Origin of the sequence: Pseudomonas sp. B26(2017), from assembly GCF_002113045.1 — a bacterium.
GTDB lineage: Bacteria > Pseudomonadota > Gammaproteobacteria > Pseudomonadales > Pseudomonadaceae > Aquipseudomonas.
Genome location: NZ_NEJJ01000001.1, coordinates 382,807 through 406,173, shown reverse-complemented (window position 1 = coordinate 406,173; position 23,367 = coordinate 382,807). Strand labels below are relative to the sequence as shown.

At 53.6% G+C, this 23,367-nt stretch carries 19 protein-coding genes; 13 read left to right on the top strand and 6 right to left on the bottom strand.

The features are described 5' to 3' along the window. Positions 1–131 precede the first annotated feature (131 nt). Positions 132–527, bottom strand: coding sequence for a helix-turn-helix domain-containing protein (locus CAF79_RS01725; RefSeq protein ID WP_085696149.1), 396 nt, complete (start codon positions 525–527; stop codon positions 132–134). Positions 528–728: 201 nt separating this feature from the next. Between CAF79_RS01725 and CAF79_RS01720 the strand changes: the two genes are divergently transcribed. Continuing rightward, the gene (locus CAF79_RS01720; RefSeq protein WP_256579215.1) at positions 729–1,016 is read left to right on the top strand and encodes a hypothetical protein; all 288 of its coding nucleotides are present in this window, start codon (positions 729–731) and stop codon (positions 1,014–1,016) included. On the opposite strand, the gene CAF79_RS01715 is transcribed toward CAF79_RS01720, so the two are convergent. Next, the gene (locus CAF79_RS01715) at positions 985–1,932 is read right to left on the bottom strand and encodes a site-specific integrase (protein ID WP_085696148.1); all 948 of its coding nucleotides are present in this window, start codon (positions 1,930–1,932) and stop codon (positions 985–987) included. The genes CAF79_RS01720 and CAF79_RS01715 overlap by 32 nt on opposite strands. Positions 1,933–2,110: 178 nt before the next feature. On the opposite strand from CAF79_RS01715, the gene CAF79_RS01710 reads away from it, so the two are divergent. Both CAF79_RS01710 and CAF79_RS01705 read left to right on the top strand, forming a co-directional pair. Beyond that, positions 2,111–3,130 (top strand): DNA-binding protein, encoded by a 1,020-nt coding sequence (locus CAF79_RS01710; protein WP_085696147.1) that lies wholly within the window; start codon positions 2,111–2,113, stop codon positions 3,128–3,130. 173 nt (positions 3,131–3,303) lie between these two features. Continuing rightward, positions 3,304–3,660 carry a hypothetical protein gene (locus tag CAF79_RS01705; RefSeq protein ID WP_085696146.1) on the top strand — a complete coding sequence of 119 codons (357 nt, stop codon included), beginning with the start codon at positions 3,304–3,306 and terminating at the stop codon, positions 3,658–3,660. A gap of 246 nt (positions 3,661–3,906) precedes the next feature. On the opposite strand, the gene CAF79_RS29065 is transcribed toward CAF79_RS01705, so the two are convergent. Then, positions 3,907–4,077 carry a hypothetical protein gene (locus CAF79_RS29065; protein ID WP_170929680.1) on the bottom strand — a complete coding sequence of 57 codons (171 nt, stop codon included), beginning with the start codon at positions 4,075–4,077 and terminating at the stop codon, positions 3,907–3,909. 624 nt (positions 4,078–4,701) lie between these two features. Here CAF79_RS29065 and CAF79_RS01695 point away from each other — a divergent pair. The 6 genes from CAF79_RS01695 to CAF79_RS01670 all read left to right on the top strand — a co-directional run bounded on the left by CAF79_RS01695 (position 4,702) and on the right by CAF79_RS01670 (position 11,352). Further along, positions 4,702–5,532: a hypothetical protein gene (locus tag CAF79_RS01695; protein ID WP_085696144.1), complete on the top strand. Its 831-nt coding sequence runs from the start codon at positions 4,702–4,704 to the stop codon at positions 5,530–5,532. A gap of 523 nt (positions 5,533–6,055) precedes the next feature. Then, positions 6,056–7,390 carry an AAA family ATPase gene (locus CAF79_RS29390; RefSeq protein ID WP_256579214.1) on the top strand — a complete coding sequence of 445 codons (1,335 nt, stop codon included), beginning with the start codon at positions 6,056–6,058 and terminating at the stop codon, positions 7,388–7,390. After that, on the top strand, positions 7,377–7,967 hold the full coding sequence (locus CAF79_RS01685; protein WP_085696143.1) for an HNH endonuclease domain-containing protein: 591 nt from the start codon (positions 7,377–7,379) through the stop codon (positions 7,965–7,967). The genes CAF79_RS29390 and CAF79_RS01685 overlap by 14 nt, the downstream gene beginning before the upstream one ends. Positions 7,968–8,411: 444 nt before the next feature. After that, a complete protein-coding gene (locus tag CAF79_RS01680; RefSeq protein ID WP_256579213.1) occupies positions 8,412–8,615 on the top strand; it encodes an MbcA/ParS/Xre antitoxin family protein in 204 nt (67 codons plus the stop codon). A 504-nt stretch (positions 8,616–9,119) separates the two neighbouring features. Then, positions 9,120–10,262, top strand: a complete 1,143-nt coding sequence (locus CAF79_RS01675) for a hypothetical protein (RefSeq protein WP_085696142.1) — start codon at positions 9,120–9,122, stop codon at positions 10,260–10,262. A gap of 70 nt (positions 10,263–10,332) precedes the next feature. Next, positions 10,333–11,352 carry a hypothetical protein gene (locus CAF79_RS01670; protein ID WP_085696141.1) on the top strand — a complete coding sequence of 340 codons (1,020 nt, stop codon included), beginning with the start codon at positions 10,333–10,335 and terminating at the stop codon, positions 11,350–11,352. Between the two features lie 124 nt (positions 11,353–11,476). Here the strand turns inward: CAF79_RS01670 and CAF79_RS29385 are convergent, their stop codons facing one another. Next, positions 11,477–11,797 (bottom strand): hypothetical protein, encoded by a 321-nt coding sequence (locus CAF79_RS29385; RefSeq protein ID WP_256579212.1) that lies wholly within the window; start codon positions 11,795–11,797, stop codon positions 11,477–11,479. Between the two features lie 449 nt (positions 11,798–12,246). Here CAF79_RS29385 and CAF79_RS29380 point away from each other — a divergent pair, with 449 nt between their 5' ends. The 4 genes from CAF79_RS29380 (at position 12,247) to CAF79_RS01640 (ending at position 16,505) form a co-directional block, all read left to right on the top strand. Then, the gene (locus CAF79_RS29380; protein ID WP_256579211.1) at positions 12,247–13,278 is read left to right on the top strand and encodes a M48 family metallopeptidase; all 1,032 of its coding nucleotides are present in this window, start codon (positions 12,247–12,249) and stop codon (positions 13,276–13,278) included. Between the two features lie 160 nt (positions 13,279–13,438). Then, entirely contained in the window at positions 13,439–14,281 is an 843-nt protein-coding gene (locus CAF79_RS01650; RefSeq protein ID WP_085696140.1) for a hypothetical protein, read from the top strand. A 751-nt stretch (positions 14,282–15,032) separates the two neighbouring features. Beyond that, positions 15,033–15,239, top strand: a complete 207-nt coding sequence (locus CAF79_RS01645; protein WP_085696139.1) for a hypothetical protein — start codon at positions 15,033–15,035, stop codon at positions 15,237–15,239. A gap of 84 nt (positions 15,240–15,323) precedes the next feature. Then, positions 15,324–16,505, top strand: a complete 1,182-nt coding sequence (locus tag CAF79_RS01640; protein ID WP_085696138.1) for a hypothetical protein — start codon at positions 15,324–15,326, stop codon at positions 16,503–16,505. Positions 16,506–16,646: 141 nt separating this feature from the next. On the opposite strand, the gene CAF79_RS01635 is transcribed toward CAF79_RS01640, so the two are convergent. Continuing rightward, positions 16,647–20,930, bottom strand: a complete 4,284-nt coding sequence (locus tag CAF79_RS01635; RefSeq protein WP_139832542.1) for a lipopolysaccharide assembly protein LapB — start codon at positions 20,928–20,930, stop codon at positions 16,647–16,649. Positions 20,931–22,044: 1,114 nt separating this feature from the next. Continuing rightward, the gene (locus CAF79_RS01630) at positions 22,045–23,202 is read right to left on the bottom strand and encodes a hypothetical protein (protein WP_085696137.1); all 1,158 of its coding nucleotides are present in this window, start codon (positions 23,200–23,202) and stop codon (positions 22,045–22,047) included. Positions 23,203–23,367 lie beyond the last annotated feature (165 nt).

The following is a 23,367-nucleotide window of genomic DNA, read 5'->3' as shown; positions in this document are numbered from 1 at the left end:
CCGGCGACAGCGGGCGTCGGAGTTATCCGGCGCTCAGCTCAAATATGTGTAGTTGTCTGTAGAAGTGGGTGCGCCAGGTTACAAGCATCCCTGAACGACCTGGGCGTTGAACGGTTTTGCAGAACACCAATTTAGAAGGGAAGCTCTGTTTGCCCTACAGCAGGCCTGGAGGAGGAATGCTGCTTCGCTGGTGGCGATGGAGTAGCCTCAGGAGAAGGTATCAACGGCTGAACGCCAGTTACACCTTCACCCCTGGTCAGTTCGCGCAGTTCAGCACCCAGCTTGGCAAGTATCGTAGCCGCCGGCTCTCCGGTCTCCTCGCTAACCGTCAAGGCAAGCAACGCTAGCGGGGAGAGCCCAAGCCGTTCGCTCAGCTGCTCCAACTTGTCCAGAGTGATGCTAGATCTCCCGCCTTCTAGCTTCGACAGGTACGTCCTGCTTGTTGTGTCCGCAAATTCGCGCTGCGTAATGTTCCGCTTGCTACGCAGTGCACGCAGTACGACAGCAAATGACGACTTCAGTGTCATAAGGCTTTCCTAATCTCGTGACGATTATCCCGGCTGACCTATGCCTCTTGCCGCCTGGCGCCGGTGCATTTCGCCGACCGCGCATCATGGTAATTACGGGTCAGCTTCCGGAGTCCTTTGAACCACGCCTTATCAATGAGCAGGCAAGCACGAGTACTGTTGAAATATACAGTCCTCGGACTTATTCTACCAGGAGCACATTTGTTCTCCTTCCATCTTCAGGGCATTCAGCGGATGCACAATCACACCGACGACAGAGCATTCGAACTGTTTTTTAGCCGCGAGGAGCTTCTCAAGCAGCGCTGCGACCTGCTGGAAAGCGAGCTCGCTGAGCTGGGAGATGAGCTGCAGGCGAGTCGCGAAAAGATATCGACCCTCGTGGTGATGTGGTCGGGCGTGACTGCCGAATTGCGAGCGGCAGAGGCGGAAATCATCAAGATGAAATCGCTGGCGCAGTCTAGTGATCACGATCGATCTCCCCTGGGCTAGATGCAGCTAGCCCGCCGAAGGAGGTGCTGGCGTCGACATACCTCAACGCAGATTTCATATCTTTCCAGCCGACGTAGCTCATGAGGCCCTTGATATCCCAGCCGTTCGCGGACGCCCAGGTCGCAAATCCTCGACGCATCGAGTGGCTGCTGTAGGCCTGAGCAGGTATGCCCGCGTCTTCCAGGATGCGCCTGAGCAGGGGTATGAAGCTGGTTGACTTAAGCCCTTTCTCTGAGAGGTTGCCCCACCGATCAAGCTTTCTAAAAACGGGGCCATTGGCAATCCCAGCCACGGTTATCCAGTTGATATATGCCTCCACCGGGCAGAGCTTTTTGAGGGCAGGGGTGTTGAACGTGCTGCCTTGATGATCACGATCAGCCTTGGTGTAAGGCAGGTAAAAGGTGATACCTGTGCCTGCCTCAGCTTGCGTGTCTTCAACCTGGAGGCGAGCAAGTTCATCGCTACGGAAGCCACGCCAAAAACCGATAAGCAGCAGCGCTGCGTCTCGCCTGTATCTCATGAGAGCAAGGTAGTCACCCGACTCAATAGCTGCTCTCGCTTTGCTATCCAACCAATTGACCGCTTTCTCTAGGTGGCGAAGCTGCAGGGGAGTGGCCTGCTTCTGTTTTACGGGGTGTACCACCCGGATGCCTTTGAGCATCTGGCGAACATGTGGTGTCTTCGTCGGATCGGGAAATCCTTGGCTGAGATGCCATTGCGCGAGCGCAGCCAGACGCTGGCGCAAGGTACTGAGCGCGAGTGAGTCTGCGTATTCCGCCAGATAGAGAACAATTCCCTCGCCCGTTGCCGGCAGGAATCCGCCCCAGGTGACCTCGAAATGCTCGATGGCTGCTCGATAGCTCTTGCGCGTGTTTTCTCGCGTGCCTGCCGTGAGGTACCGCTCCGCCTTGTCCATCTACCGATTCCTGCTGTTTCCACATGCCTGGAGACGATTTTGAGGCATTTCGCGTGATAAGAACACATAACACCCTATTATTTACTCTCTCGAAACCTATTTTTCTAAACCGTCAAATGACATAAGATGAGATGTAGATACATGACATGTAACGCGGTATGAAATCGTAGGAGGGAGCATGGCTCGCGGCGGTATTAACAAAGCTCTTGTCCAGAAAGCGCGTAGCGCGCTGCTGACGCGCGGCCTCAACCCGAGCATCGACGCCGTGCGCGTCGAACTCGGGAATACCGGCTCCAAAACCACGATTTCTCGGTATCTCCAGGAGCTGGAGGCTGCGGATCCACGCCCTCAGTCCGACCCAACGCGACTGAGCGACGAGCTCACCGGCTTTGTCGCTCAGCTCATGAAGCGGCTACTGGAGGAGAGCAATGTCGTATTGGCAGAGGAGCGCACCTCTCATGAACAACGCGTGGCTGTGCTGAATAAGCAGATCGAGGGGCTCGAAGATGAGCTCAAGAAGGCTCAGCAAGAGACCGCAAGCCGCGATGCTGCACTGGTAAGCCAGGCTGAGGAATTGAAGACGTCGCAGTCATCGTTACAGACGGAGCTGAACCGCAACGCGCGCATCAGCCAGAGCTGCTCAGACTTAGAAGTGCGGATACAGGAGAAAGATGAGCTGGTGCGATCGCTGGAGGAAAAGCATGCGCATGCTCGTGATGCCTTGGAGCACTACCGCACTGCGATCAAAGAGCAACGCGAACAAGACCAGCGTCGACACGAAACACAGCTCCAGCAATCGCAACACGAACTGCTGCAACTCCAACAAACCTTGATGGTGCGTCAGGATGAGCAGTCTCGACTCATTCGAGACAACGAACGATTGCTGGGAGAGGCAAGGCAAAACAACAAGCTTTTACACCAGACTCAGGACTCCCTGAGGCGCCTGGAAGGTGATCTGGGCATCGCGAATATGGCTGCCGCACGGGCTGAAGGCGCGAAAGAAATGCTCCAGGAACACCTGCTACTCGCGCGCAGGGAGGCAGAGGCTGCCAATGCCCATGTAATCCAGCTTCAAGCGACAACAGCGGAGTTGACCCAACAGCTTGCAGAAGCCAAGCGATCCATTCCGCCAAGCGAAAGCACCGAAACAGGTGGTGAAAGAGAGAGCGAAGCGGGGATTGATGCTCAACCTAGCTAGGGCCTGGTAGCGCATCTACGAAAATTGAACTGCGGATGAGGCTTGAGCGCCTCCAGCTGCCTGCTATCCAGTCTGTTGTCGTGGTTGAGAAATATCTGTACGAAGGCTTGAGTCTCGCGATATGGCCACCATATTGACATTGCCCACCAACGGGTATGACGAGATGCGCAACCATGGCGAAGCTTCTTAAAAGTGACCTGCGGTATGAGTACAGCTGGAAAGCAACGGAAGGGGATAACCCTCATCTCATCCATGAAGATGCGAAGCACCTAAGCCGCAAAGAAGGCTACGAGATGCTCAGCTACCTGAATAACCTCGGCCTGTCGTCTGACAAAAAAGGAGTGGCATACGGAGAGGGGCCGGACTTGACGAAGGAAAGCCGCCTGTACGCCGAGTGGATGCTCAAAGAGCATTTCAAGTCGACCGCCCCCGGGCGTGGCAAGGTCACTGAATGGCTCAATGCCAACTGGTGGGAGCTGAAGAAGCAGTTCAAGGCTCTGAAGCCTGAGCGAAACGCAGCCAAGATCTAAGAGTCGCAGGTAGCCCGCTTTACAGGTGGGCTACCTCATCCTGTATCTCTTCATGTTCATCCAGCACGCAGCCGCTGTGCTTCTGTTGTCGCCGTTGCCATTCCTCACCCCTCACGACTGCCGCGATCGTAGTCATGGACGATCAAACTTGAAACTCCGGCAGGGGCTGACGATCTAGTCAGCCATGGTGGTTCACCGCAGAATTGGCTAACAAGGTAATGTTTGCTAAGGAGCCGGTCGAGCTGATCAGCCCTGTGCAGAGATTTGATCTGAGACCTGCATGGCTTCCGAGAGCGCTTCGAGCGCATCGAGCAGGCGCTGATCCTCTCTGGCATCCCCCGTATTAGGTCGATGCGATTGGCAATGTCTCATCAAGGCATCAAAATCGTTGCGGTTGGGGTCAAACTCAATAAACATCTAAATTCTCCAGGTTCTCGCTTCAGCGATCGCCAGTATAAACGAGCACCCGCAGCACTCTGATGCCAGGTCGAAACTTTCCGCACGACCTTTAGGAAAGGACAGTAATTGGACGTTAGCTTGGAGACGGCTGTGTGGGCACGCGCTTCTGAGCACTACGGTTCAGGCTTGGAGCGCATCTTGGACTCTGCAATTTTGAGCTACAAGAGAGCTCCTGGGCTTGAGCCGCCATCGCGCCTTTATGCACAAGATATTGGCATCCAGGGGGTGGAGGCGCTGCTCAGCGCGTTGCTTCGAAACCGGGCCGGCCGTTTTCACGTGCTCAGCCCTGGCATTGAAATACGACACTCCCTGCGATTACATCTGGTTCACAACTTGTGTCGCCGCCTTCTCGATGATGGCCAGGCCTCAGAGGCAATGCGCGATCGGTACTTTGCCATCGACTTAGGACTGTAGCTTGGTGAGGGCACCAGCTAGTTGCCCGATACCCCCTGCTGCTGACATCTGCGCGGAAATCCGTGGGTACTGTGACTGCTGTCATGCTGATGCGGTGACTGCGGCACTATTGGTCGAAGATCCACTGCTCACGGCATTGACCTTGTGCAGTGCAACTAGGAGTTAAGCTTGGATATCCCAGTTCCGTTCAACCTCGTCGTCAAGGCTGCAGACTGGATTTGGCAGCGGGTGACCAAGGCGTTGCTGTACAAGACCTACGCTGCGTCACATGAAAAATGGGCTATTCGTCATCGGCTGGGAGCGCGGTGGGATACGCTAGGAAATCACTTGGAGTACTCAGTACGGCTAGCAATGCCTACGGATCCTGAGCCACGGATCTCACGTCTGGCGCTGCGCTCCATCGGAGAGAGTCTCGCTAAGGTTGACCTGTATTTCGAGGCGATTGGCGCAGGCATCCGCTATCAGGAAAAAGTATCGGTATGCGATGTAGATGCTCGTCCCATCGTCTGGAACCTCACAAATATTCCCGTACAAGCATTTGTGGGCGGTGAGGAGGGAGGCATTGCATTCTCAGTAGAGGAGATCCAGCTGCGGCATTGTGTGATCCAGCCAGCAACTGGCTCTGAGTTACCTGCCCAGGACTCCGTGCAGTCCTTCATGACCCACAGCTGGCTCTTGAACGATCAGTGGAGGTTCCGCTGGAATAAGCGCTGGAATTGCAATGCGATCAAATTTGCCAAGAGCGAGATCTCGCTTTACTGGCGCTTCAGGTTCGGCCTACCCGGACACCGTGTCTATACGCCCTTCGCTTACCCCAAAAGGAAATTCAGCGTTCGCCCTGCATTGCAGGCGCTGGGTCGGTTAATGGCGCTGCCAACCATTGTGAGGGCGCAATTCTGGATGGCTATTTGGTCTGGTCTCTGGGTGATGGACGACGATGACAGACTTTGCTTACGGTGGCGTCACAACAAAGTCGAGAGCGAGTCCCAGGACGGTTGATGCTGCACTTGAAACGCTTTGTTCGGCCTCAGGCAATCAACTACTTCGGGAAAACGCTCGCGCCTGGCCAGACTATCGTCTGCTGATCACGATGGAGAACATGATGGAAAGCCCGACTGCTACACGAAAACAGTTGGAGGTGACGGTCAGCAACCCGTTCATCCCTCCTGCGGCATATCGCGCGAAATAGCGTGTGCGGTAGCAATGAGAACACACCCTGTTGGCCTCCGATAAGCGGCGATGACAAGGAAAGGGACGTCTACCCAGCAAGCGGTAAGATCAAGTAGCCTTCCGTTCACTTTCATGGCATACAGCCATCGCATACCGGAAAGGATGGTAGGGGTCATGCTGGCCGAGCTACCTCCTGTGATTAAACCAGAAGGGCAACGCTGTGCACCTATCAGCTTTCAAAATCAAACCTCTGCCATTCACATGTTGTGCCTGGCTATCCCGCAGAGCCGCATAGGGGAGGACGCCGCTCGGAAATTATACAATCCACGTTAACACACACAAGGAAGCACATTTGAAAATTGGAATTTACAATTACGAAGGCGCCGAGCTTGAGTTGATCCAAGACGAGGCACTGCTTAGTGAAAGCAACTCATTTACCCTAGTGGTAGGAAAAAACGGTATAGGTAAAAGTCGGCTGATTTCTGCGATTGCGAAGGAACTCATACAGCGCTATGACTATGATTACGACGATGAAGAAGAACCTTTGGTAATAGCTGTTTCAACAAGCCCGTTTGATAAATTTCCGATTATTTCCAGATTCAAGCTCAAAAACCATAGCAACTTTCGCTACATTGGCCTGCGCGGAGACGGCTCAGCTTTCACGTCATCTTCAATATCCTTAATGTCTTCAGCCGCTCGCGGCTTACTCGGTGGCGCTTTACACGGCAACCACGGCGTTAGCTTTCTGGAAGTTTTCGCCTCATTGCATTTCAGGCCAAGATCAACTTACATGCTGAAGCCTGTCTTTGATAAGGCTGCTGACGAGTTCAAAGCCACGAGTGAAAAAGAGTATTTTTTCGTCGAGCCCGTTGAAAGCACCGGCCCGATACGAGTTGACAAAAGATACCAGGCTATTTTCGAGGCGCTAGGAACTGAGGAGCAGTCCTCGGTTGAGTATGCGATGGATCATGTCGCCTCATACTATTACTCTCGCAAAGCTATAGAGCTTGAGTTTAACTTTGCAACCAGCACGGCTTACATCAACGGTAAAAAATTACCGCCTTACATTCTCAACTCGATAGTCATTCTTATGAAGCTCGGGCTAATACGGCTAATGGATCTTATCTTGGAGAAAGAAAACCATGGCCCAATCAGTCTGCGCCGAGCTAGCTCGGGTGAGCAGTGCCTGTTGATTATAATGCTAGGGATCGCAGGTCATATTAGAAACGGCTCAGTGATTTTGATTGATGAACCAGAAATCAGTCTTCACCCGCGTTGGCAAGAAGAGTTCATGCCAATGTTGATATCAGCTTTTTCGAAATATTCAGATTGCCAGTTCATCGTCGCCACCCACTCGCCACAGATCGTGTCTTGTGCCACGTCAGAATTTTCCTACGTTTTGGAACTGGAAAGTGGAGTGCTACACAAGTCTAAGGATTTCAATAACAAATCTGCCGACTTCCAGCTTGCGGAGCTTTTTGGAGCCCCTGGCAGGATGAACGAATATGTTTCTCGTTTAGGATTTGATTTGATTGCAAAAATAAGGAGTCGAAGCAAAATAGATGCTGAGATTTTGGACGGGCTAAATAGGTTGCTAGCTTTCAAGCCAAACCTATCAAGCGAAGATCCAGTCAAGAAACTCATCATATCAGTAGAGGAACTGGTTAGTCATTATGCCTCTCATTAATTCACCGGTAATCTTTAGTGCTAAAGTCGCTCTAAAAGTAGAAGAGATCAAGAAGGATAAGGAGCTCAGCCACACTCGATGGAGCGATGACGACCTCGAAGATATGCGTCGCGAAGTAAGAAACCATTACCGAAGAGAGCAGAAACTTTCTTGCGCCTATTGCCGCTCAGATATCGGCGCGATCGCTGCAGCCAATTCCCCAGTTGAGCATATTCTGCCCAAATCAAAATATATTCAGTTCATGTTCGAACCCAAAAATCTTTGTGTGATCTGTGCAGACTGTAATACATATAAAAAAGATAGTGAAAGCCTCCTGGATTCCCCGCTAGATAGGAATGCTATCAAAATCTACCCCCTGCAGTCGCACCGCTACAGGTTAGTGCATCCACACTTAGACGAATATGCTGAGCACATTAAGAAAGTCCAATACCTATATATTTCTATCTCCAAGAAAGGGCGCTACACGATATACGCGTGCAACCTAAATAGGATTCTCGAAGAGTTGGGCGTCTCTGAAGAGCTCTTTGAAGATTTGGGCACAGCCTTGGAACGAGCACGCTTTGGTGACTCCGGATAAGAACCTCCGTATGAACAGCATGCACTAGGGCGAAGATCATCTATGGACGCTTCCATTGATCTTTTCCGAAAAGGGGCTGTCATAAGGCCCCTTTACTCATGAGATTTTACCTAGTTAATCAAGTGCACCATCACGGGGGTTGCGTGCAAGCCTAGCCTCATGTCATGTTTGGGCTAGATCGACGCGGATACAGCGGATTTTCACTCATGGTTCTTAGCGACGAAGACTTTTGAGAGTGATGCAAGATTTCGACTCTGCAGGGTGGTGGATGAAGGCGCGTTTGGCGCTGAAGCGTGGAGCTCCTGGAGTCGCCGATTCGAAGCAGCAGTGCTGCCGACTCATCGCAAATGGCCGCAGATAATAGCCAACTAATCGACGATAATTCGAACTTTGCACAGCCACATGCCCGGCCTGAGAAACAACCAAAGCGGAGCGAGCCTTCAGATGAACGCCTTGTCCCCCGATCAACACGACCGTTACCTAGAAATACTCGACGAAGCAAAGAGGCTGTACAGCGGCGATTCTGATGCAGCCAAGCGCTGGATGTCGCGTCCGCTGCAAGCGTTTGGCGGCAAAGCTCCTGCCGCCATGATCACAACCAGGTTGGAAACTGACACGGTCATCGAGGCGCTTGGAGCACGGGTTTAGTGCTTGAGTTGCTTATACGATGCCCTCTAGGTGGAAGTTTGGAGATTGAGCCGGGGGGGGGGCAGAAATGGCTCGCTTCGAACCCCAAGCGCATCCGTCGCAAGCGAAGGTAAGTGGGTAATCTGTCGTTAGGGCTCTGGACTCTAGCTGCAGTCTTGATGGTTCTCTACGACCTAGCAAATGTTGAGCTCTGGGGGATCCTCGTACGAGATCGGCTGGGCAACGTACTGCCCAAGGTCGGTATCTAAAAACTAAGGTTTACCTTAGTTTTTGCGTTTTTTGTCACGGTTAGCTAGAGAATCTAAGCTATGGCTTAGTTTTTCCCCAGCTGCACCAAGGCGATCGAGTGAACGGATCGACCACGAGAGCCGTAGATTCCCATCTGCTTCGCCTTCGACCAGACCTCACGATACGCCCAGTGCAGAGGAAAGAATCAGGCCCAGTTGATCATTCCTCGGTGGGCTAAGATCATTTAGCCCAGGGCATAGTGAAGGGAGGACGGTTATGGCAGTGGTGTTCTTTCTGCCTTGGGTGGCGGCTACTGAAGAGCTGCGGATCGCTGACATGTGCTTGGTGCCTTACGAACGTGGGCGGCTACCTGGCGAGCTTCTAGGCATCCCGCAGGCAGCTTTCGACGGTGTCCTGGGCAACTACGGCGACCGGGGATTCGGTTCTCAGCCCTCTCATCCAGTCCATCAGGCAGCGCTTGTCATCTGGAACGATGACACACCTGGCATGGAGGTATCGGACGCTCAGATCCAGCAGCGCTTGGTGCAGAGTTCCTATCTTGCGTTCTCAGCTTTGGCAAGCCGATCGCTATGCTCAGCGTCCGAGTACTACAACGCAGACACACTCCAGGTTGTCGCGCAGCGATTTGATATCGCCTCACCGGCTCACTCCTGTATGACCACCCGCCGGCGTGACGGTGGAACGCAAAACATGCTGGCGGGGAGTGGAGGGCTCAAATTCATTCGGCCGTATCACGTCGACAATCGCGCGGGGATCTCGATCGACACGCCACTGCTCGAAGCACTGCTCAAGCTACCTGACGGGGAACTAAAGGAACGCATAGACGAGGCGATCGTGTCCTTTCTCAGGGCCAACACCGATGCCCCATCCATGGATGAGCGATCCGAGCTGATCCTGATGAGGGTTGCCATAGACACGCTGCTCAACGTCCCACATGACAAAGCTGCCTTCCGCAGGGCCATCAACGAACACTTCGATGAGCTACCGAACCCGCCTATCTGGCATAAAGGGAGTCTGGACGAATCTTGGTGGCGCGAGCACTGGGACAAAAACGTAAATCGTCCGCTCGACGCCTGGGTTCATGATTTCTGTGCCGCTCGCAACGCCGCAGCTCATGGCCCCGCAAATGGAGAGAAGGGAAGCATCTGGCCTCGCCATAATCACCTCATTTTCTCCACCTGGTTATTGCCCCTGATCGTCAAAAAGCTGCTTGTCCAAGCGGGGCTTTACGAGTTCAGTGCCGAGGACAAGGTCGCCCGGGCGGGGTTTGAAGTCTTTCTGGCCCACGATCTGCTGGCAGCCACCGACGAGCATGAAAACAAGGTCTGGTGGCAGGTAGCTGAATCCGCACTTTTCCTGCCACTCTTCGCAGAACGATTACGCCAAGCCTGTGAATGAGGGCTGCCTCAGCAGCGATCGCAATTCTGAAACAAGTGCTAATCCAGTTCACACCTCAATAGAGATCAATATGTCCTTCACTCATGCGCATCAGACAGCAATGGCGCAGCAACGCAACAGGGGGCGGTGCCTCCATTACGAAAATGGGGCCCGCTGCGACACTATCATCTCCGCGCATTCAATTCAGAAGGGTGGCCAGCTCAACCTGATCGTAGAGCAAGGTCATGTCTACCAGCTGTCCGCCGATCTCACCACGTTGAAATCCACCGGGGGTAAGCCTCAACTGAAGAAAGTGGGCATCAACAAGGTGTCCACTTTCCGCGGCATGTGCAAGCACCACGACAATAGGTTGTTCGCACCGATCGATGACAGACCACTGGCATTCGATCACGAACAGATAGCTCTCTATGCCTACCGCAGCATTTGTCGTGAGTATTTCGTCAAAGAAAATGCCGCACGCTCTCTAGCAGCGATGATCGACCACCCTGACGTACCTCAGGCAAACCGCCAATTGCTGGTGGACTCAGCTCAAGGGCAGGCATTTGGTTTTCAACACCTCCACCGACACAAGCTCATCTACGATGCGGCGATCTCACAAGGCAATTTCACGGAGTTTCGATTCATCGTTTTTCGGTCGAGCTCCCCTTGCTCGGTGCAGGCCTCAGGGCTGCTTTTCCCTGATTATGACTTTCTTGGTCGCAAGCTTCAGGATCTCGGGCCAGAGACCAAGGCGCTCGACTTACTGACATTCTTTACCGCCCCCACGCAGGACGGATGGGCGTATGTGCTCGCCTGGCATGAGTCGAGCGACCAATCCTGTCAGTGGGTGCGCGAGTCCATGCAGGAAGGCTTTAACAGAGGGGCAAAGCTTGAGGATATGTTGATGCGGCTTTCGCTGGCCTGCGAGAATCATGCTATTCGAATCTCCTGGTGGGACGGCTTACTCCCATCGGCCCAGGGCGCAGGGCTTGCCGCACTGTCAGTAGGGACTGATCCAAGTGTAGTAACACCACCAGACTATCTGGCTCATGGATGCGAGGGCCTTGCTGACTGGTCGTTCGATTATGTCCAGGACGGAGCAGGAATTTAGATCTCCATAGTGAGTATGTAGGTTCGGGCAGCGGATGCGATGCAGGCCTGAAAATCAAGTATTCTGCTCCCAACCTGTTCGTTACCTGCAGGCCTGTCAGCCCCAAGGCCGTGGGGGGCAGCTATTAGCTCCTGAACTCCAGTTGAGGCCGAGAAGGGCTCCCCACCACCGAGCAAATCTTAAATTCACAGCTAACATCGAACGCAGCCAGTTTAGCTACCCATTGCTCGACCTCGGCATCCCAGTCCGAGCTACAGAAATCTGTATTGGGCCAGTAATTATGCAGCTTGTTGTAATCAAGCTGCAGGGCTTTGGTTCTCTCGGCCGCACCGATCACGCACCAAGCTGCACGCATGCGGTCTTTCCAGGTCGGCGCAGACAGTATGTGCACCGGGTCGAAGGGCTCAAACCCTAACGCTGCGACCTCCGCATCGAAACCCAACATGGCCCCGATTGACCCTGCTAGATCTGCCGGATCTTCGGATAGCGCATCAACCCAGCGCAGCAGGTAACCGAGCGCTTGAAAATTACTGAGCTGGCGGCTCTCGTTCTTCTCGATGGCATGGTTACAGACCTCGCGACTACCGTTGGGGACTTGACTGTGCGAAAGGTGAATATTGCTTTTGGCATGGGGTGCGCTCCTTCTTGTTCTTATCGTTCTGGGTCTTTCCAGGATACGAATGGAGCAACGGGCGTGACTAGGCCTAGGTCGCGAATCAGATCAAAGTAGGGCTCGATTTGCGCAGGGTGAGTTGAACGAGCTACTGCTAGGCGAGCTGTCTTCGGCTCATGAGTCAAATCCAATCCTTGCCCGGGGCGCCTGCATGCCTATAATGGCCTTTTGCCGCATCCTGCTTCCATCCCAGTGCGCTCAAATTTCCAAAGGAGTAGGAGATGAGCATTTTCAACTGGCTGTTCAAAAGACCCAAAGCTTTCAAATCCGATACCGCAGCAAATCACCAGCCCGCTCAGGCTCAATCCCTCAAAGCTCGGTCAGAGCTGCGGGCTGCTCCTCAAATCCGACGAGATAAGCTTTTTCTCACTGTCGAATCGCTTGATTTTTCGGGCATCTATCAGCTGTCAAAGTCCAAGAAGTGGGCGATCGCCTGGCGAGACTCTGATCCGTCAGCGGGTCGGGGAGGTCACAGAGAATCCGGCTTAGGGGCCTACGCGCTTGCAGATGTGAGCAGCGGTTCCGTTGTCTGCCATGGGAGTATGCCTAGGCCAAACAATGGCCACGTTTGTGACGCCGGCGTGTTTTGCCTGGAAGATTGGCATTTTGGTAGCACCCTGTCTGGGACGTTCAACGTTTTCGATCCCAGCGGTTCTATGATCTTAGCTAAAGAGCTGACGGCAAATATTCTCACCAGCGGCATTTCTAGGCACGGGAAATACGCATTCTGCGCTACCGCCAACAGCCCAACCGAGCATGGTAACAAGGTGTTCCTGTTCGACTTGGTCAGTCGGGTCGAAATGTACTGCGTCTCTCCAGAAGCTGGATGGCCTGATAGCTACGAAGTGGACGAGGACAATGGGGAGCTCATGGCTGTCTTCGCAGAAATGGGAAGCTTCCGGTACGACATCGACGGTCGATTCTTAGATGCCGACCGACTGGGTAATGCCAAGCTCAACTCATCACGCTATGACCGCATCATTCTTGCAGCAGAAAGCCTCCTAGGGGAGGTCGGCCTGACGGATGAGCGCGCCCGAGAAGTATTGGCGGCGGTGCAGCGTGCCCGCTCACTCGGCGCAGATGAAAACCTAGCTTGGAAGCCTACAGCGCTGAAAGTCCAGGGGCTTGCGCACGAGCAGTTGGGCCAGTACCCCGAAGCAGCCCGGGTCTATGAGGAGGCATTGGCTTTGAATCCAAAAATTGGGGTTAAGCGAAGGCTGGCTTCGGTGAGTAAGCTGATGAAGGCTGGTTAGTCGGGATGCACAATTCTTGCGAGGCACATTTTTTCAACATGTAACGGGCTAGGCCAATCTCACTTCTGAAAATGGGTCAGCATGGCTTGGTTTTTCCCGAGTGTGGCCACTCTCACCGTTGCAGCGGCCATTATTAACTATTTAATTAAGGTTTACGGCATTGAGCAGTCTCCACACCAATCTCTCTAATGAACACAAAGCTAAAGATTCTGCCATTCGGGCTCTATTCGGCGTAACCCTTGTAATCCTTGTTATGTTTGTAATTGCAGTCACATACAATAGCAGCGACGACCCTCAGCCCGAAAAATTTGCCATTTTTATGTGCGGGGTTCTACTCGGCTCGATTTATGTATTCCTAGGCCTGGTGGAAGTAACCCTAATGAACCGCCTCATCAATCTTAAGTCCAGTCTATTGCTATGGGCATTCTTTGTGGCATGCCTAGGTTACGTCGCCAGAGCAAAGGCATCGGTGGACATCAATACTATTTTTCATATGGAATCTAGTACATTTCCGATGACCTTGATAGCAACTACTTTGCTGCATATGGTTAACTTCCTGTACTTGTTCTTTCTCATTTCTGGTATTGGGTGCCTTCTCCTGGCAATCAGTTCTATCGCGCAAAAGCTTTATCATGGCAGCGGAATTATGCTAATTTCCTGCCAGGTCGTGACAGGACTCGCATTTCTACTAATAACTTTGTTTGCGCACTTTAAGATTGACAAAGATGGCCAGAGATTTCAAATGATCTATAGGATCGCCCATTCCGTAGATTTCAATGCACTGTCTCCTTGTTCGAACATCGATAGTTCCACAACCACCATGGTATTTTTGGACGCCGACAAGCGCTTGGCTCTTGTCGCTCCAACCCTAGATGATTTTGCAGGGTTCGAGTGGAAAAAAGTATCTTATCTGCGATCGGTTGCTATCCCGGAAAACTTCAAGACCGTTACGTGTGAATATTCGATCTCAAGCGAAAACCCTACAACAGTTTGGGGTCATTGAACGGCATCAGTGACGCATTTTTTGGTTAGATCCTGGCTGGCCGGTCACTGCATCGACGACCGGCCAAATCCGAGAGCTTCAGCTCGCTGCAAGCAGGTGGGAGGGGTTAGCCTAGCCTCATTCGTGCTTCGTTAGGTTTTCATCGGGCGTCGCCGTTGTACCGCTATCGAGGGAAAATTGGAGGAGAGCGCACCTTCCTGGCAGACAACACTGAGCGGCCTCGTAGGCTATTCAGCAAAGCGCCGGCCTGGTCAATCCATAGTTTTCCAGCTTAGTTTCAGCAGCGGGAAAACTAAGCCGCTACCCTAGAAGATACCTCAACCTGTACGACAAGAGCCGCAGAGCCTTGACTGCGCTTATTGTTTTCTTCAATTCACAAGCCAACCGCAAAAGATTTACACTATAGCGCCAGTAAAAGCCCTCGGAGAGATATGCGCTCAGCAAGAAGTAAATACACTTAGTTGACTAATTCTTGCTGTTTCTGGGGCTCACTTTGCAACGCGTTGATTCTGAAAGAGGATTGCAGCCTCATCTATTAAATACACTTAGCATACTATTAATGAAATTGATGGCGCATTAACAGTATCTTATTCTTACATAGTTTCGCGCCGCGCCTTTAGTTGCAATGGCTATCCATTGACGAACGATGAGAATCACCTTGACAGGCTTGGCGGACGGCCTACTCTCAACCCCACGACGCCCAATGAGCAAGTCTGCTACATGGCTTCAATGAGTGCATGGAGAAGGTCAGATGAAAAATGATCCCATAGTTGTGGAGATAGACTTCACAGCTATAGATGCTCTGTTCGCCGACGCAGATTCCTCTGCGGCAGAGCAGAACTGCAAACTGATTACTTATCAAGACTCCAAAACAGGCGTCATCCTTGATTATAGCCTCGAACCCAGGAGTCCAGACGATCTGAGCGAAACGGATGAGGATGGGCAGCTCCCCAAATAGCTGCTTTATGAGTCATGTGAAGGCGGCACTGTAAACAACCACATCGGTAGTTAGCCGATTCCGTTTTTGTAGACAGAGGCAGCTATGACGACCCTTATTGCTCTGGCAACTAATTACGCCGCAACCATTCTCGCCCTACGAGATGCACAAGTGGACTACTCCGCGCTAAATGAAGTGATAGCGGGCTGTCTGGGGTATGAAACCTTTGCTCTATCAATTGAGGAGGAGGGTGTGGCTGAGCCCTGTCATAGTCTCGGAGATGCCGAAGCACTGGTGCTCAACATTAAACTGGGTGCTGAACGGGCAGTGAACATTTATGGCGCCTCAGAGCCCTTCCTGACGGCATGCCTAGATGGTCTTGAGCAAGCGGCCAAGATGATCATACGTGAGGGCAAAATGTCTCAGATGTCTGTCTATCATGGCTTCAAGGACTTTTATCACCGGCATGCGCATGACGATGTCCGCCGCCGTTTGATCGAAGAAGGGTGGGAAGAAAGCACCCTCAGCATGTTACATCCTACCGATGACGGCGAGCCTTCAACGTTATGGACTACGTCTGATCACTGGGTACTGGCGTGCCACGGCACATGCAAAGACGGAGACAGAAACACACTCGCCACCACTTGCAGCGTTAGGTACGCAAAAGCTGGTCGGGCTGGCCTTATTTTCGAAGCCTTCGAGTCCAATTTCAGCCAGCTCGAAACCTTATATGTCTCGCTTGAGGTGTTCGTGCCGGATATTCAAGTCTTGGCTGAAGATGGGTCGGTTTGTCGCCCCCGGGTGACATTGATTTTTGATAACACAAGCATGAGGATTTTAGGAAGCGCGGTTGGTGACACTGAAGACACCACTGAGTTGGCATTAAAGGCTTTGGAACAATCACTCGGTCAACCACTGCAAGTGCATACCACTTCGTATGTACACTGGGGTCAACCTCAACGGTACTTCGTTGACGCGGGCGAGGTAGATGGGAACGAATCATTCAAAGAATGTTGCGAGCGACTGAACTTGGTGGTGCAGCCATCCCGCAGGCCTCAGAGCAGAGGCTTGGTAGAGCGCTTTTTCGGGTCTCTCAGCACCAATCCTCTCCACCGTAGGCTCAATTTTTACGGGCAGGATGAAAATTGCGTCGTCACGATGGAGGAATTTATGCGATTGCTGACGGCTGAAATTGAACGCTATCACGATTCCGACAGTGAGCGACGCGGCCTTACGCCGGGTCAGCGGTGGGCTCAGTTTTACGGCGGCCTTAGTGGCAAAAACTGACACACCAAGTCTTCTGTTACTTACAACACAATCCTACCCGAACCTTCAGAGCCGTTCCCGTTTGAAGCATCGAACAGGAACGGCATGGCTGGACGACACCGAGCGTCCATTGAGGCTAACAGGCAGCAGGCCGAGAGCTGATCATGCGCCACACTCCTCAGTTTGCTGCCCATCCGAGCCTAACGCAGGCACCTCACTTCCGGTCTCTACCTGGGTGGCAGTCAACAGCGATGGGGCTACTTCTGACCAGAATGGGACTACGAAGGCGTAGGTGATCTCCGCATTCAGCTTAACCAGCTTGCAAGGACGCTCCGCTCGCTGTTCAGCCGCTTGCAGGCTTCGCTCTATGGCTCGACGAGCCGTGGGACTGATTCTGTATGTGTGGAATTTTAGGAAGACCTGCTCAATGGCCAACTGACGGAAGCCTTCTGGACAGTGCGGGTGCCTGAACAGCGGCTCGAAGCAGAACTCAATCAATTGGAGCATCACACCTAGGTTGCAGCGACCCTGCATGAACATTCCGCACACAAAATCTAAGAGCACGGGTACTGCAGTGTGGAACGCGAGGTGTTCTTCAGCTAGGTAGCTACGCAGGCGGTTGATGCCGAAATTCGCAAATGTCTCCCCCTGATTCATCATGATGATGAGATCCACCGCCCGAACCGAAACAAAGCTTCGCCTGGTCATGACGAGTCGCATTACGGCTCGTGAATACTCCTCCTGCGTCAGCCCGTCTGCCCGTAGAACTTCCCTCAGCAGCATTTGAGTGGACGCGCCAACGATACCCAGCATGCTGGCAAGATCGCGTAACCGAGCATCTATCGACAACAACCCTGCACCATACTCCTGGCAAGCGAGCAGGACTGCGTGGTCTTCATCGCCCAGGATGTCCTCAAGCATCTGCAACTGCTCGGACGCCTCTAGTGGCCCGTATGCCGGCACCACCTGGCAGAATGCTTCGATAGCCGTTTCGATTGATTCGAGATACTCACGATCCTTGCGCCAGGCGTCCTCAGTAAGCTCCTGCATGGCAAGTTGGCCATCGTGGGAAAAGAGAGTGCCGCTCTTTCGATAGTGGGCCGATTTCTCTAACTTTACGTCCAGGAGCTGCTTGGTGGCAGCTGTGACGTACAAACGAGGGAAAAGCTCCAGGACATCGAGCAACCCGAGGGTTGCAAGTTCCACCAGCATCGACAGGTCAATGAGCCATGCCTGATCCTGGGACGTGCCAGTTGGGAAGACATCGTGGGGGCCTAACCCCGTCGAAACCTGGAGAAGCGCCCCTTCATCAGGCCAGCCCCTCACCAGTTCAATGACATCCGTGCCCAGGAGACGGGCGAGCAGGGCCAGGGTGGCATGATGCTGACCGTACAGGCTGATGGTATTGAGGGCCTGAGATTTCTTTTGCTCTAGTTGATCGACGAAGAAAGACGCATCGATCTCGCCGTCTTCTCGCGTTGGAATACTCATTGCCACGACTGTCTTGCTCGGGACAACCGAATTGGACACACGCTCGTAAGAGAGGTCGATCAGGCGTCGATGGAGGGTGATGATCCGCTTCACCGTGAGCGTCTGCTCACCCACCACACTGCCGACGGTTGTGGTATCACCAACTTTCAAACCGAGCAGCTGAGCGGCCCGTGGCGAGTCCGCAGCAACGAACTCACCCGCAGTTGCCAGTGGCTGCTCGGAGGAAAAATCGATTGAGACATATCCAGTTTTGCCAGCGCTGTCTTCAAGTTCGACAGCGGTACCTTCCTCAACTGTGGAGGGAAGGGCATGGACGGCCTCAATCTCTTTCGATGCGAGGAACATGAGAGAAATGTGACCGGCTGCGGCTTCAACGTCCTCCCCACTCAATCGCATCGCACGGTAGATACGGTCAAGACCACGCTCCTGCAGACCTCTGCTGAGCTCTGCGTTGGCCAGCTTCAAGTGTTCTTGAGCGGAGCCGTTCAGCTGTGCAGGTAATCTGGCCAGAGCTTCATCCATTCTGCCAGTGCTCTCATTCGCCAGAACCTGAATTAGCAGTAGCCAACCGGCGGCCTCACCAGGGCTTTCAGCGACGAGCAACTCAGCCATTTCGTACATTCTTGGCCAGTCACAGGCCTCGCCGTAAACACTCAATGCCACCTGGCGTGCATCTGCTGAGTGTCGCCATTCCCCTGGAAGCGATTCCAAAAGGTCTCGAACCTTCGCTCTCTGACCACTGAGCGCGTAGCAGTGCAGCAAATCAACGTGCATGGGACTGAACGAGTCTCTTGGAAGGAGGCGTTCAAACATCGCGATGGCGTCACTGTAACGTCGCACATGAAGCATCCATTGGGATGCCATGGATAGATCCAGAAGGTCATTGCTATGCGGCGCGAGCCCAACGATGCGATCTTCGTATGCCTGGCGCATCGCCTCGTTACCCGCATACGCCCGGGCAGCAAACACGCCATCACAGATGCTGCTGTTTTGCGGGGTGATACCCAGATGGGCGAGCTCACCACGTACAGCCTCGTGCTGGTCTTGGCGTAGGAGCAACTCCCAGTGCATATGCCGCAGCATGCGGGTCGCTTTGCGAGAGTCATCCGAATCAGGCTGACTGATCTGAGCACTGTAAGCCGCGGCTAGCATCTCCGGATTGTTGGCGATCAGGCAGGCTTGCCCAAAGATCACCCGCGCTTCATTCGGGAGCTGTTGGATTTGATCAGCGCAGCAGGCAACAGCATCACTGTGACGCTGGAGATCGCAGAGCGCCTCTAACTCCACCCTGACCGTTAATTCATCCTCGGGAACGCCACGCTGTCTGGCAGCTTCAATCATGCTCAGCGCTTCAGCTGGCTCCCCCAGTAACAAATGCGCATAAGCCAGGTGGAAGACGATTACGGATTTTGTCCTGGGGCTCTGCTCAGCCCATAACACCCCTTCGCGATCATTGAATCTCGACATGGCATCGAGGATCAGTGCACGCCGATCTTCGGGCTGTGATCGTGTGTTTACGTGGAAAGGGTTGGCAGTGACCAATCGAAGGACAAATCGGAGATAGTTTTCGAGTATGAAAATGGAACTGTCTGACTGCTCCATTGCTGTCCGGATGGCATCCACAGCGCCTTCATCATCTCCGGCTCCAGCCATTGAACTGGCGAGCAACTGCCAAGCTCCCGACTTGTCACGGAATGCCTCAGGTATCTCCTCGGTCGTCAGCTGCTCTCTGTTCAGAAGCCTTGCATTGGTCAGCGCAACCCAGACCGAGTATGAGTCCGGGAAACGCGCGATGGCCTCCTGTCCAACCTGGATCGCAGTTTGCACGTCATCCTTGAGCATCGACGCCCGGACAAGGCCGGCTGCGATACGCTCATCATCCTGGTAAAGGCTGGCAGCCATTTCGAGGTCTGCCGCGGCTTTCACGTCCTCCGCCAAATGCCAGAAGCACATCCCTCGCAGGAAATACCAGCGGGCCTGTTGGTGCGCATCGTAAGTAGGGAGACCGTCTTCGAGCACCTCCAACTGCGCCAGCGCATCTCGGTATCGATGATCGTTGTGGAATTGACTGACGCGATCAAGCTGGCGAGAGGCTAGGGTGTTATCTGATGCCGGGCTCACCGGCGGAAGTTTATCCGCGAGGAGGGTACTCGTGGCAGGGCGGCTGCTTGAGAGCAGGGGCTCCAAGTACTCCGCTAACGGGGCAAGCTGTGTGCGACGCTCTTGGCTGACAACTACGGTGCCCAAGCTCAGGTCTTTGATAGCGTCACGCACAAGCCGCGACCTGTGAAAATCTTGAGCTAGCCCTTCCAAGTGCAAATGGATTGAGGTCAGGTCGATTTCTGCGCCACTACAATTCAGCTCAGCACAGACGCCGACCAGCTTCGCCCACACAGCGCCACTGTCCTTATGCGGCAACGCGTACTGGATCAGTTGCTTCTGCAATCCAACGTCTTGGCTACGATCCGAATCCAGGTCGTGAGGGAAGAACTTCAAGTGAAGCGCAAACTGTAGCAAGTCGTCGTCTGCGACAGGCGCTTCATTGTAGTGCTCAGCTGCGGCTTTAATGGCCGCGTACGCAGCCCTGTTTCGATCATTGCTCCCTTCAGCATGAACGCGGGTGTACCAGGTAGCGTGTGACAGCGAGCCAAGCGCAAGCCTCACAACCTCCACAGCGCTCTCCATATGCGATGAGCTGGCAACGTGATAAACAATCAGGTTGTCGTCGACACCGCGTTGGAACGTCGGTGCTTTAAAGTCGAGCCACGCGAGCCCCACAGATTCTCTGAATGCTTCGTTGCTGGCGGTCGCCCTAGGCGATCGCTTCATCTGCATCCTGATGGTTGCTTTCTGGCCGGTGCCAGGAGATACAGCCTGGATCACCAGATCGTCGGTGTTATGGCCGAACGTCCTGCCTTGGAACAGTAAGCCCTCGATGAAAAAGCCCTCGCGCAACCCTGCACAGTGATCGCCAAGGCACATAGCAAGTAGGCGCACCGCCTGGACACGGTGTTCGAACGCAACGCCTCGCGCCCCCGTAGAAATAGGGCTTGCGACCTGTTTCTGCCGGCTCTTCGATTTATAAGCGGGAGCTTTTGCTGCCTTTGTCCTTGGAGGCCGTGCCATACCTGGTTCGCGCAAATGAGATGCTGGCCATCTTATCATCTAGTGATTAGCTGGAGTGGACTGGCATCGAGATCCTGAATGCCCCTGGGCTTCAACCGGCGCCGGCGAGGTGAGGGGGGGGAGAGCTCGCTATCGAGGTCAGATAGGATGAGTTTCGATATCTGTATATTTATACAGCTGTCTTTTGCCCGCCGAGTTTTGCTGACCTTTCTAGCATCCAAGGGTAGGGCGCCACTAACCATAAACAACCACACATTCGTTCAATGAAGAGGGCTCGGAGCCCTATATTTCGGGCACTAAAGGCTTAATTACCTCTTGCTTAATGCTTCGCAGAGGCGGCAGGTTGTCGGTTTTTCGGGTTTTAGCATTATACTGTATATGTATACAGCATGTCGGGCCACGGGTACTGATACCCACATCAAAGGCAAGCTTTGCTAGGTAGCCGTAGTTTTTTACGTCGTGTACGGTAACTATTCTTTCGATCACGCTACGCTGTGGCCAGGCCATTTTTGGGAGACCAGTGGATGAGAAGGAATGGACGCCGACGCCGGGCAAGACTTGCCATCGCAGTCTGCGGCAACGCCTTTGGGAGAGCCTGACCGTCTTCCTCCGTGGGGTTAGCCGGAGCCAGGCCCGCCAGTGATCTGAGGTTGCAAGATCAGTCTTGAGTGTCTATTTCAACCATCCTCCTTAACGATCCGCCTTGCCGCGCAGCGGTGATGTATCCCTGCGCGTAATAGACTCGTTGGGGAGATTGAGTGACCTGAGCAACCAAGGCAAGTGGAGCGCGCAGGCATGAGGATGGAAGCCCGCCAGGGGCAAGACGCACGCTCAGCGGGCGGCTTGATTCACGACAGCCGTGCTCCTAGAGCCACGCTCATACAAGCTCTTTTTGTGCAAGGCAAGCTAAGAGGAGGAGGGAAGCGATGGTGCAATCACTCGCTCACCTAATCGTCAAGGCACGCATCGACCGCCGCACCTGGCTGAACGTTAAATGCTCGATTTTCAGGGCGGTTTCTGAGGCATTCGGAAGCACTTTATCGCCCCTAGCTGCCTCAGCAATTGCGCCACGTAGCCGTCGAATCATTGCCTGGACAGTTCCTGTCGGCATTCCTTTCGATGATCGATTTTCCGGTAGTGTGTAAGCATCAGGAAGTGCCTCCCCGATCGAAATCCCTCGTGATTGAACGTAGTCTTTCAGGATCAAGACGAATTGAAGGCATAACGGCCTCTGGGTTTCCAGAGGTGCTCCAGGGTTGTCGATGAACACCCAGGGGCTGCAGCGAGGCGGATCCCCAGGCTCAGGTGATCGCGGATAAGTCATAAATTGACTCAACAAACCGACATGCTGGGCATCTGGCGACAAATCGGCCAAAGGAATCGTCGTGTATCTGGCCACAGCCAGTACGAACCTGCAGAGCTGGAGTTCAACATCAAACTGGCTCTTGCTCTGAAGATGTGCGAATAACCAATCAATTTCGTGGGACAAAAGGTTAGCGGATTCCAAGCCCTTGCTATCGGGGACTTCCGGAGATCTAGCCATAGCGGGCGCTGGCTGTGCCCGGACGCCAATTCGATTCAAGTAACTGAGGAAGCCGTAGGTAATGCCGCGCACTTGTCGCATCACCGTGCTCACGATCGGTGCGTCAGGATCGCGCCGATAACACGGGCGCCAGGCTGGATTAATGGACTGGGCAGTGAGCACGGGCTGTCCAGCGGAATTGAATCGACTGCCTGCCGGACTGCGACTGACCCAGTTGTAATCCGGTTGGCTAATGAAGCGCAGGAATTCCGTGAAGGTAACATTATCCCATTGGGTGATTGGGCGCCGGTCTACGAGAAAGCTCCAGTTCAGGGCCATCTGGAGGACGGCTGAGTAATCCGAGTATCGGCCAGGCCAAGGCGTACGCTTGATACGCATCGACTCCAGAATGAAGTCCGCTGCGTGACGGCACATCTCAACAGGGAGACAGGACTCATCAACCCTCGATAAACGCTCCAAAACGTGAATGTTTGCAGGGAAGTCCAGGCCGTCGTTTATACAGCGCACGAACGTCGACATGGTAGGAAAGATCGGAAACGGGCTCAGCGTCCGGGTCATGGGCAGTCATGGTTCTGATTTGTCGGAGTCAGTGTAGACAATGAATGCTAACGGCCGGCCAGCTCAGAATCCCGGTGGTCATTCGAAGGCGGATGGCACGCTTCGGACGTCGTTTGTCGGCAGGCAGGACGCTCCCGATGGGAGGCGCTTGATGGATCGTGAAGA

Bases quoted from the DNA above. Each gene is read 5' to 3' on its own strand.
- CAF79_RS01725 (WP_085696149.1), bottom strand. From the start codon at position 527: ATGACACTGAAGTCGTCATTTGCTGTCGTACTGCGTGCACTGCGTAGC.
- CAF79_RS01715 (WP_085696148.1), bottom strand. From the start codon at position 1,932: ATGGACAAGGCGGAGCGGTACCTCACGGCAGGCACGCGAGAAAACACG.
- CAF79_RS01710 (WP_085696147.1), top strand. From the start codon at position 2,111: ATGGCTCGCGGCGGTATTAACAAAGCTCTTGTCCAGAAAGCGCGTAGC.
- CAF79_RS01705 (WP_085696146.1), top strand. From the start codon at position 3,304: ATGGCGAAGCTTCTTAAAAGTGACCTGCGGTATGAGTACAGCTGGAAA.
- CAF79_RS29065 (WP_170929680.1), bottom strand. From the start codon at position 4,077: ATGTTTATTGAGTTTGACCCCAACCGCAACGATTTTGATGCCTTGATG.
- CAF79_RS01685 (WP_085696143.1), top strand. From the start codon at position 7,377: ATGCCTCTCATTAATTCACCGGTAATCTTTAGTGCTAAAGTCGCTCTA.
- CAF79_RS01680 (WP_256579213.1), top strand. From the start codon at position 8,412: ATGAACGCCTTGTCCCCCGATCAACACGACCGTTACCTAGAAATACTC.
- CAF79_RS01675 (WP_085696142.1), top strand. From the start codon at position 9,120: ATGGCAGTGGTGTTCTTTCTGCCTTGGGTGGCGGCTACTGAAGAGCTG.
- CAF79_RS01670 (WP_085696141.1), top strand. From the start codon at position 10,333: ATGTCCTTCACTCATGCGCATCAGACAGCAATGGCGCAGCAACGCAAC.
- CAF79_RS29385 (WP_256579212.1), bottom strand. From the start codon at position 11,797: ATGTTGGGTTTCGATGCGGAGGTCGCAGCGTTAGGGTTTGAGCCCTTC.
- CAF79_RS29380 (WP_256579211.1), top strand. From the start codon at position 12,247: ATGAGCATTTTCAACTGGCTGTTCAAAAGACCCAAAGCTTTCAAATCC.
- CAF79_RS01645 (WP_085696139.1), top strand. From the start codon at position 15,033: ATGAAAAATGATCCCATAGTTGTGGAGATAGACTTCACAGCTATAGAT.
- CAF79_RS01640 (WP_085696138.1), top strand. From the start codon at position 15,324: ATGACGACCCTTATTGCTCTGGCAACTAATTACGCCGCAACCATTCTC.
- CAF79_RS01630 (WP_085696137.1), bottom strand. From the start codon at position 23,202: ATGACCCGGACGCTGAGCCCGTTTCCGATCTTTCCTACCATGTCGACG.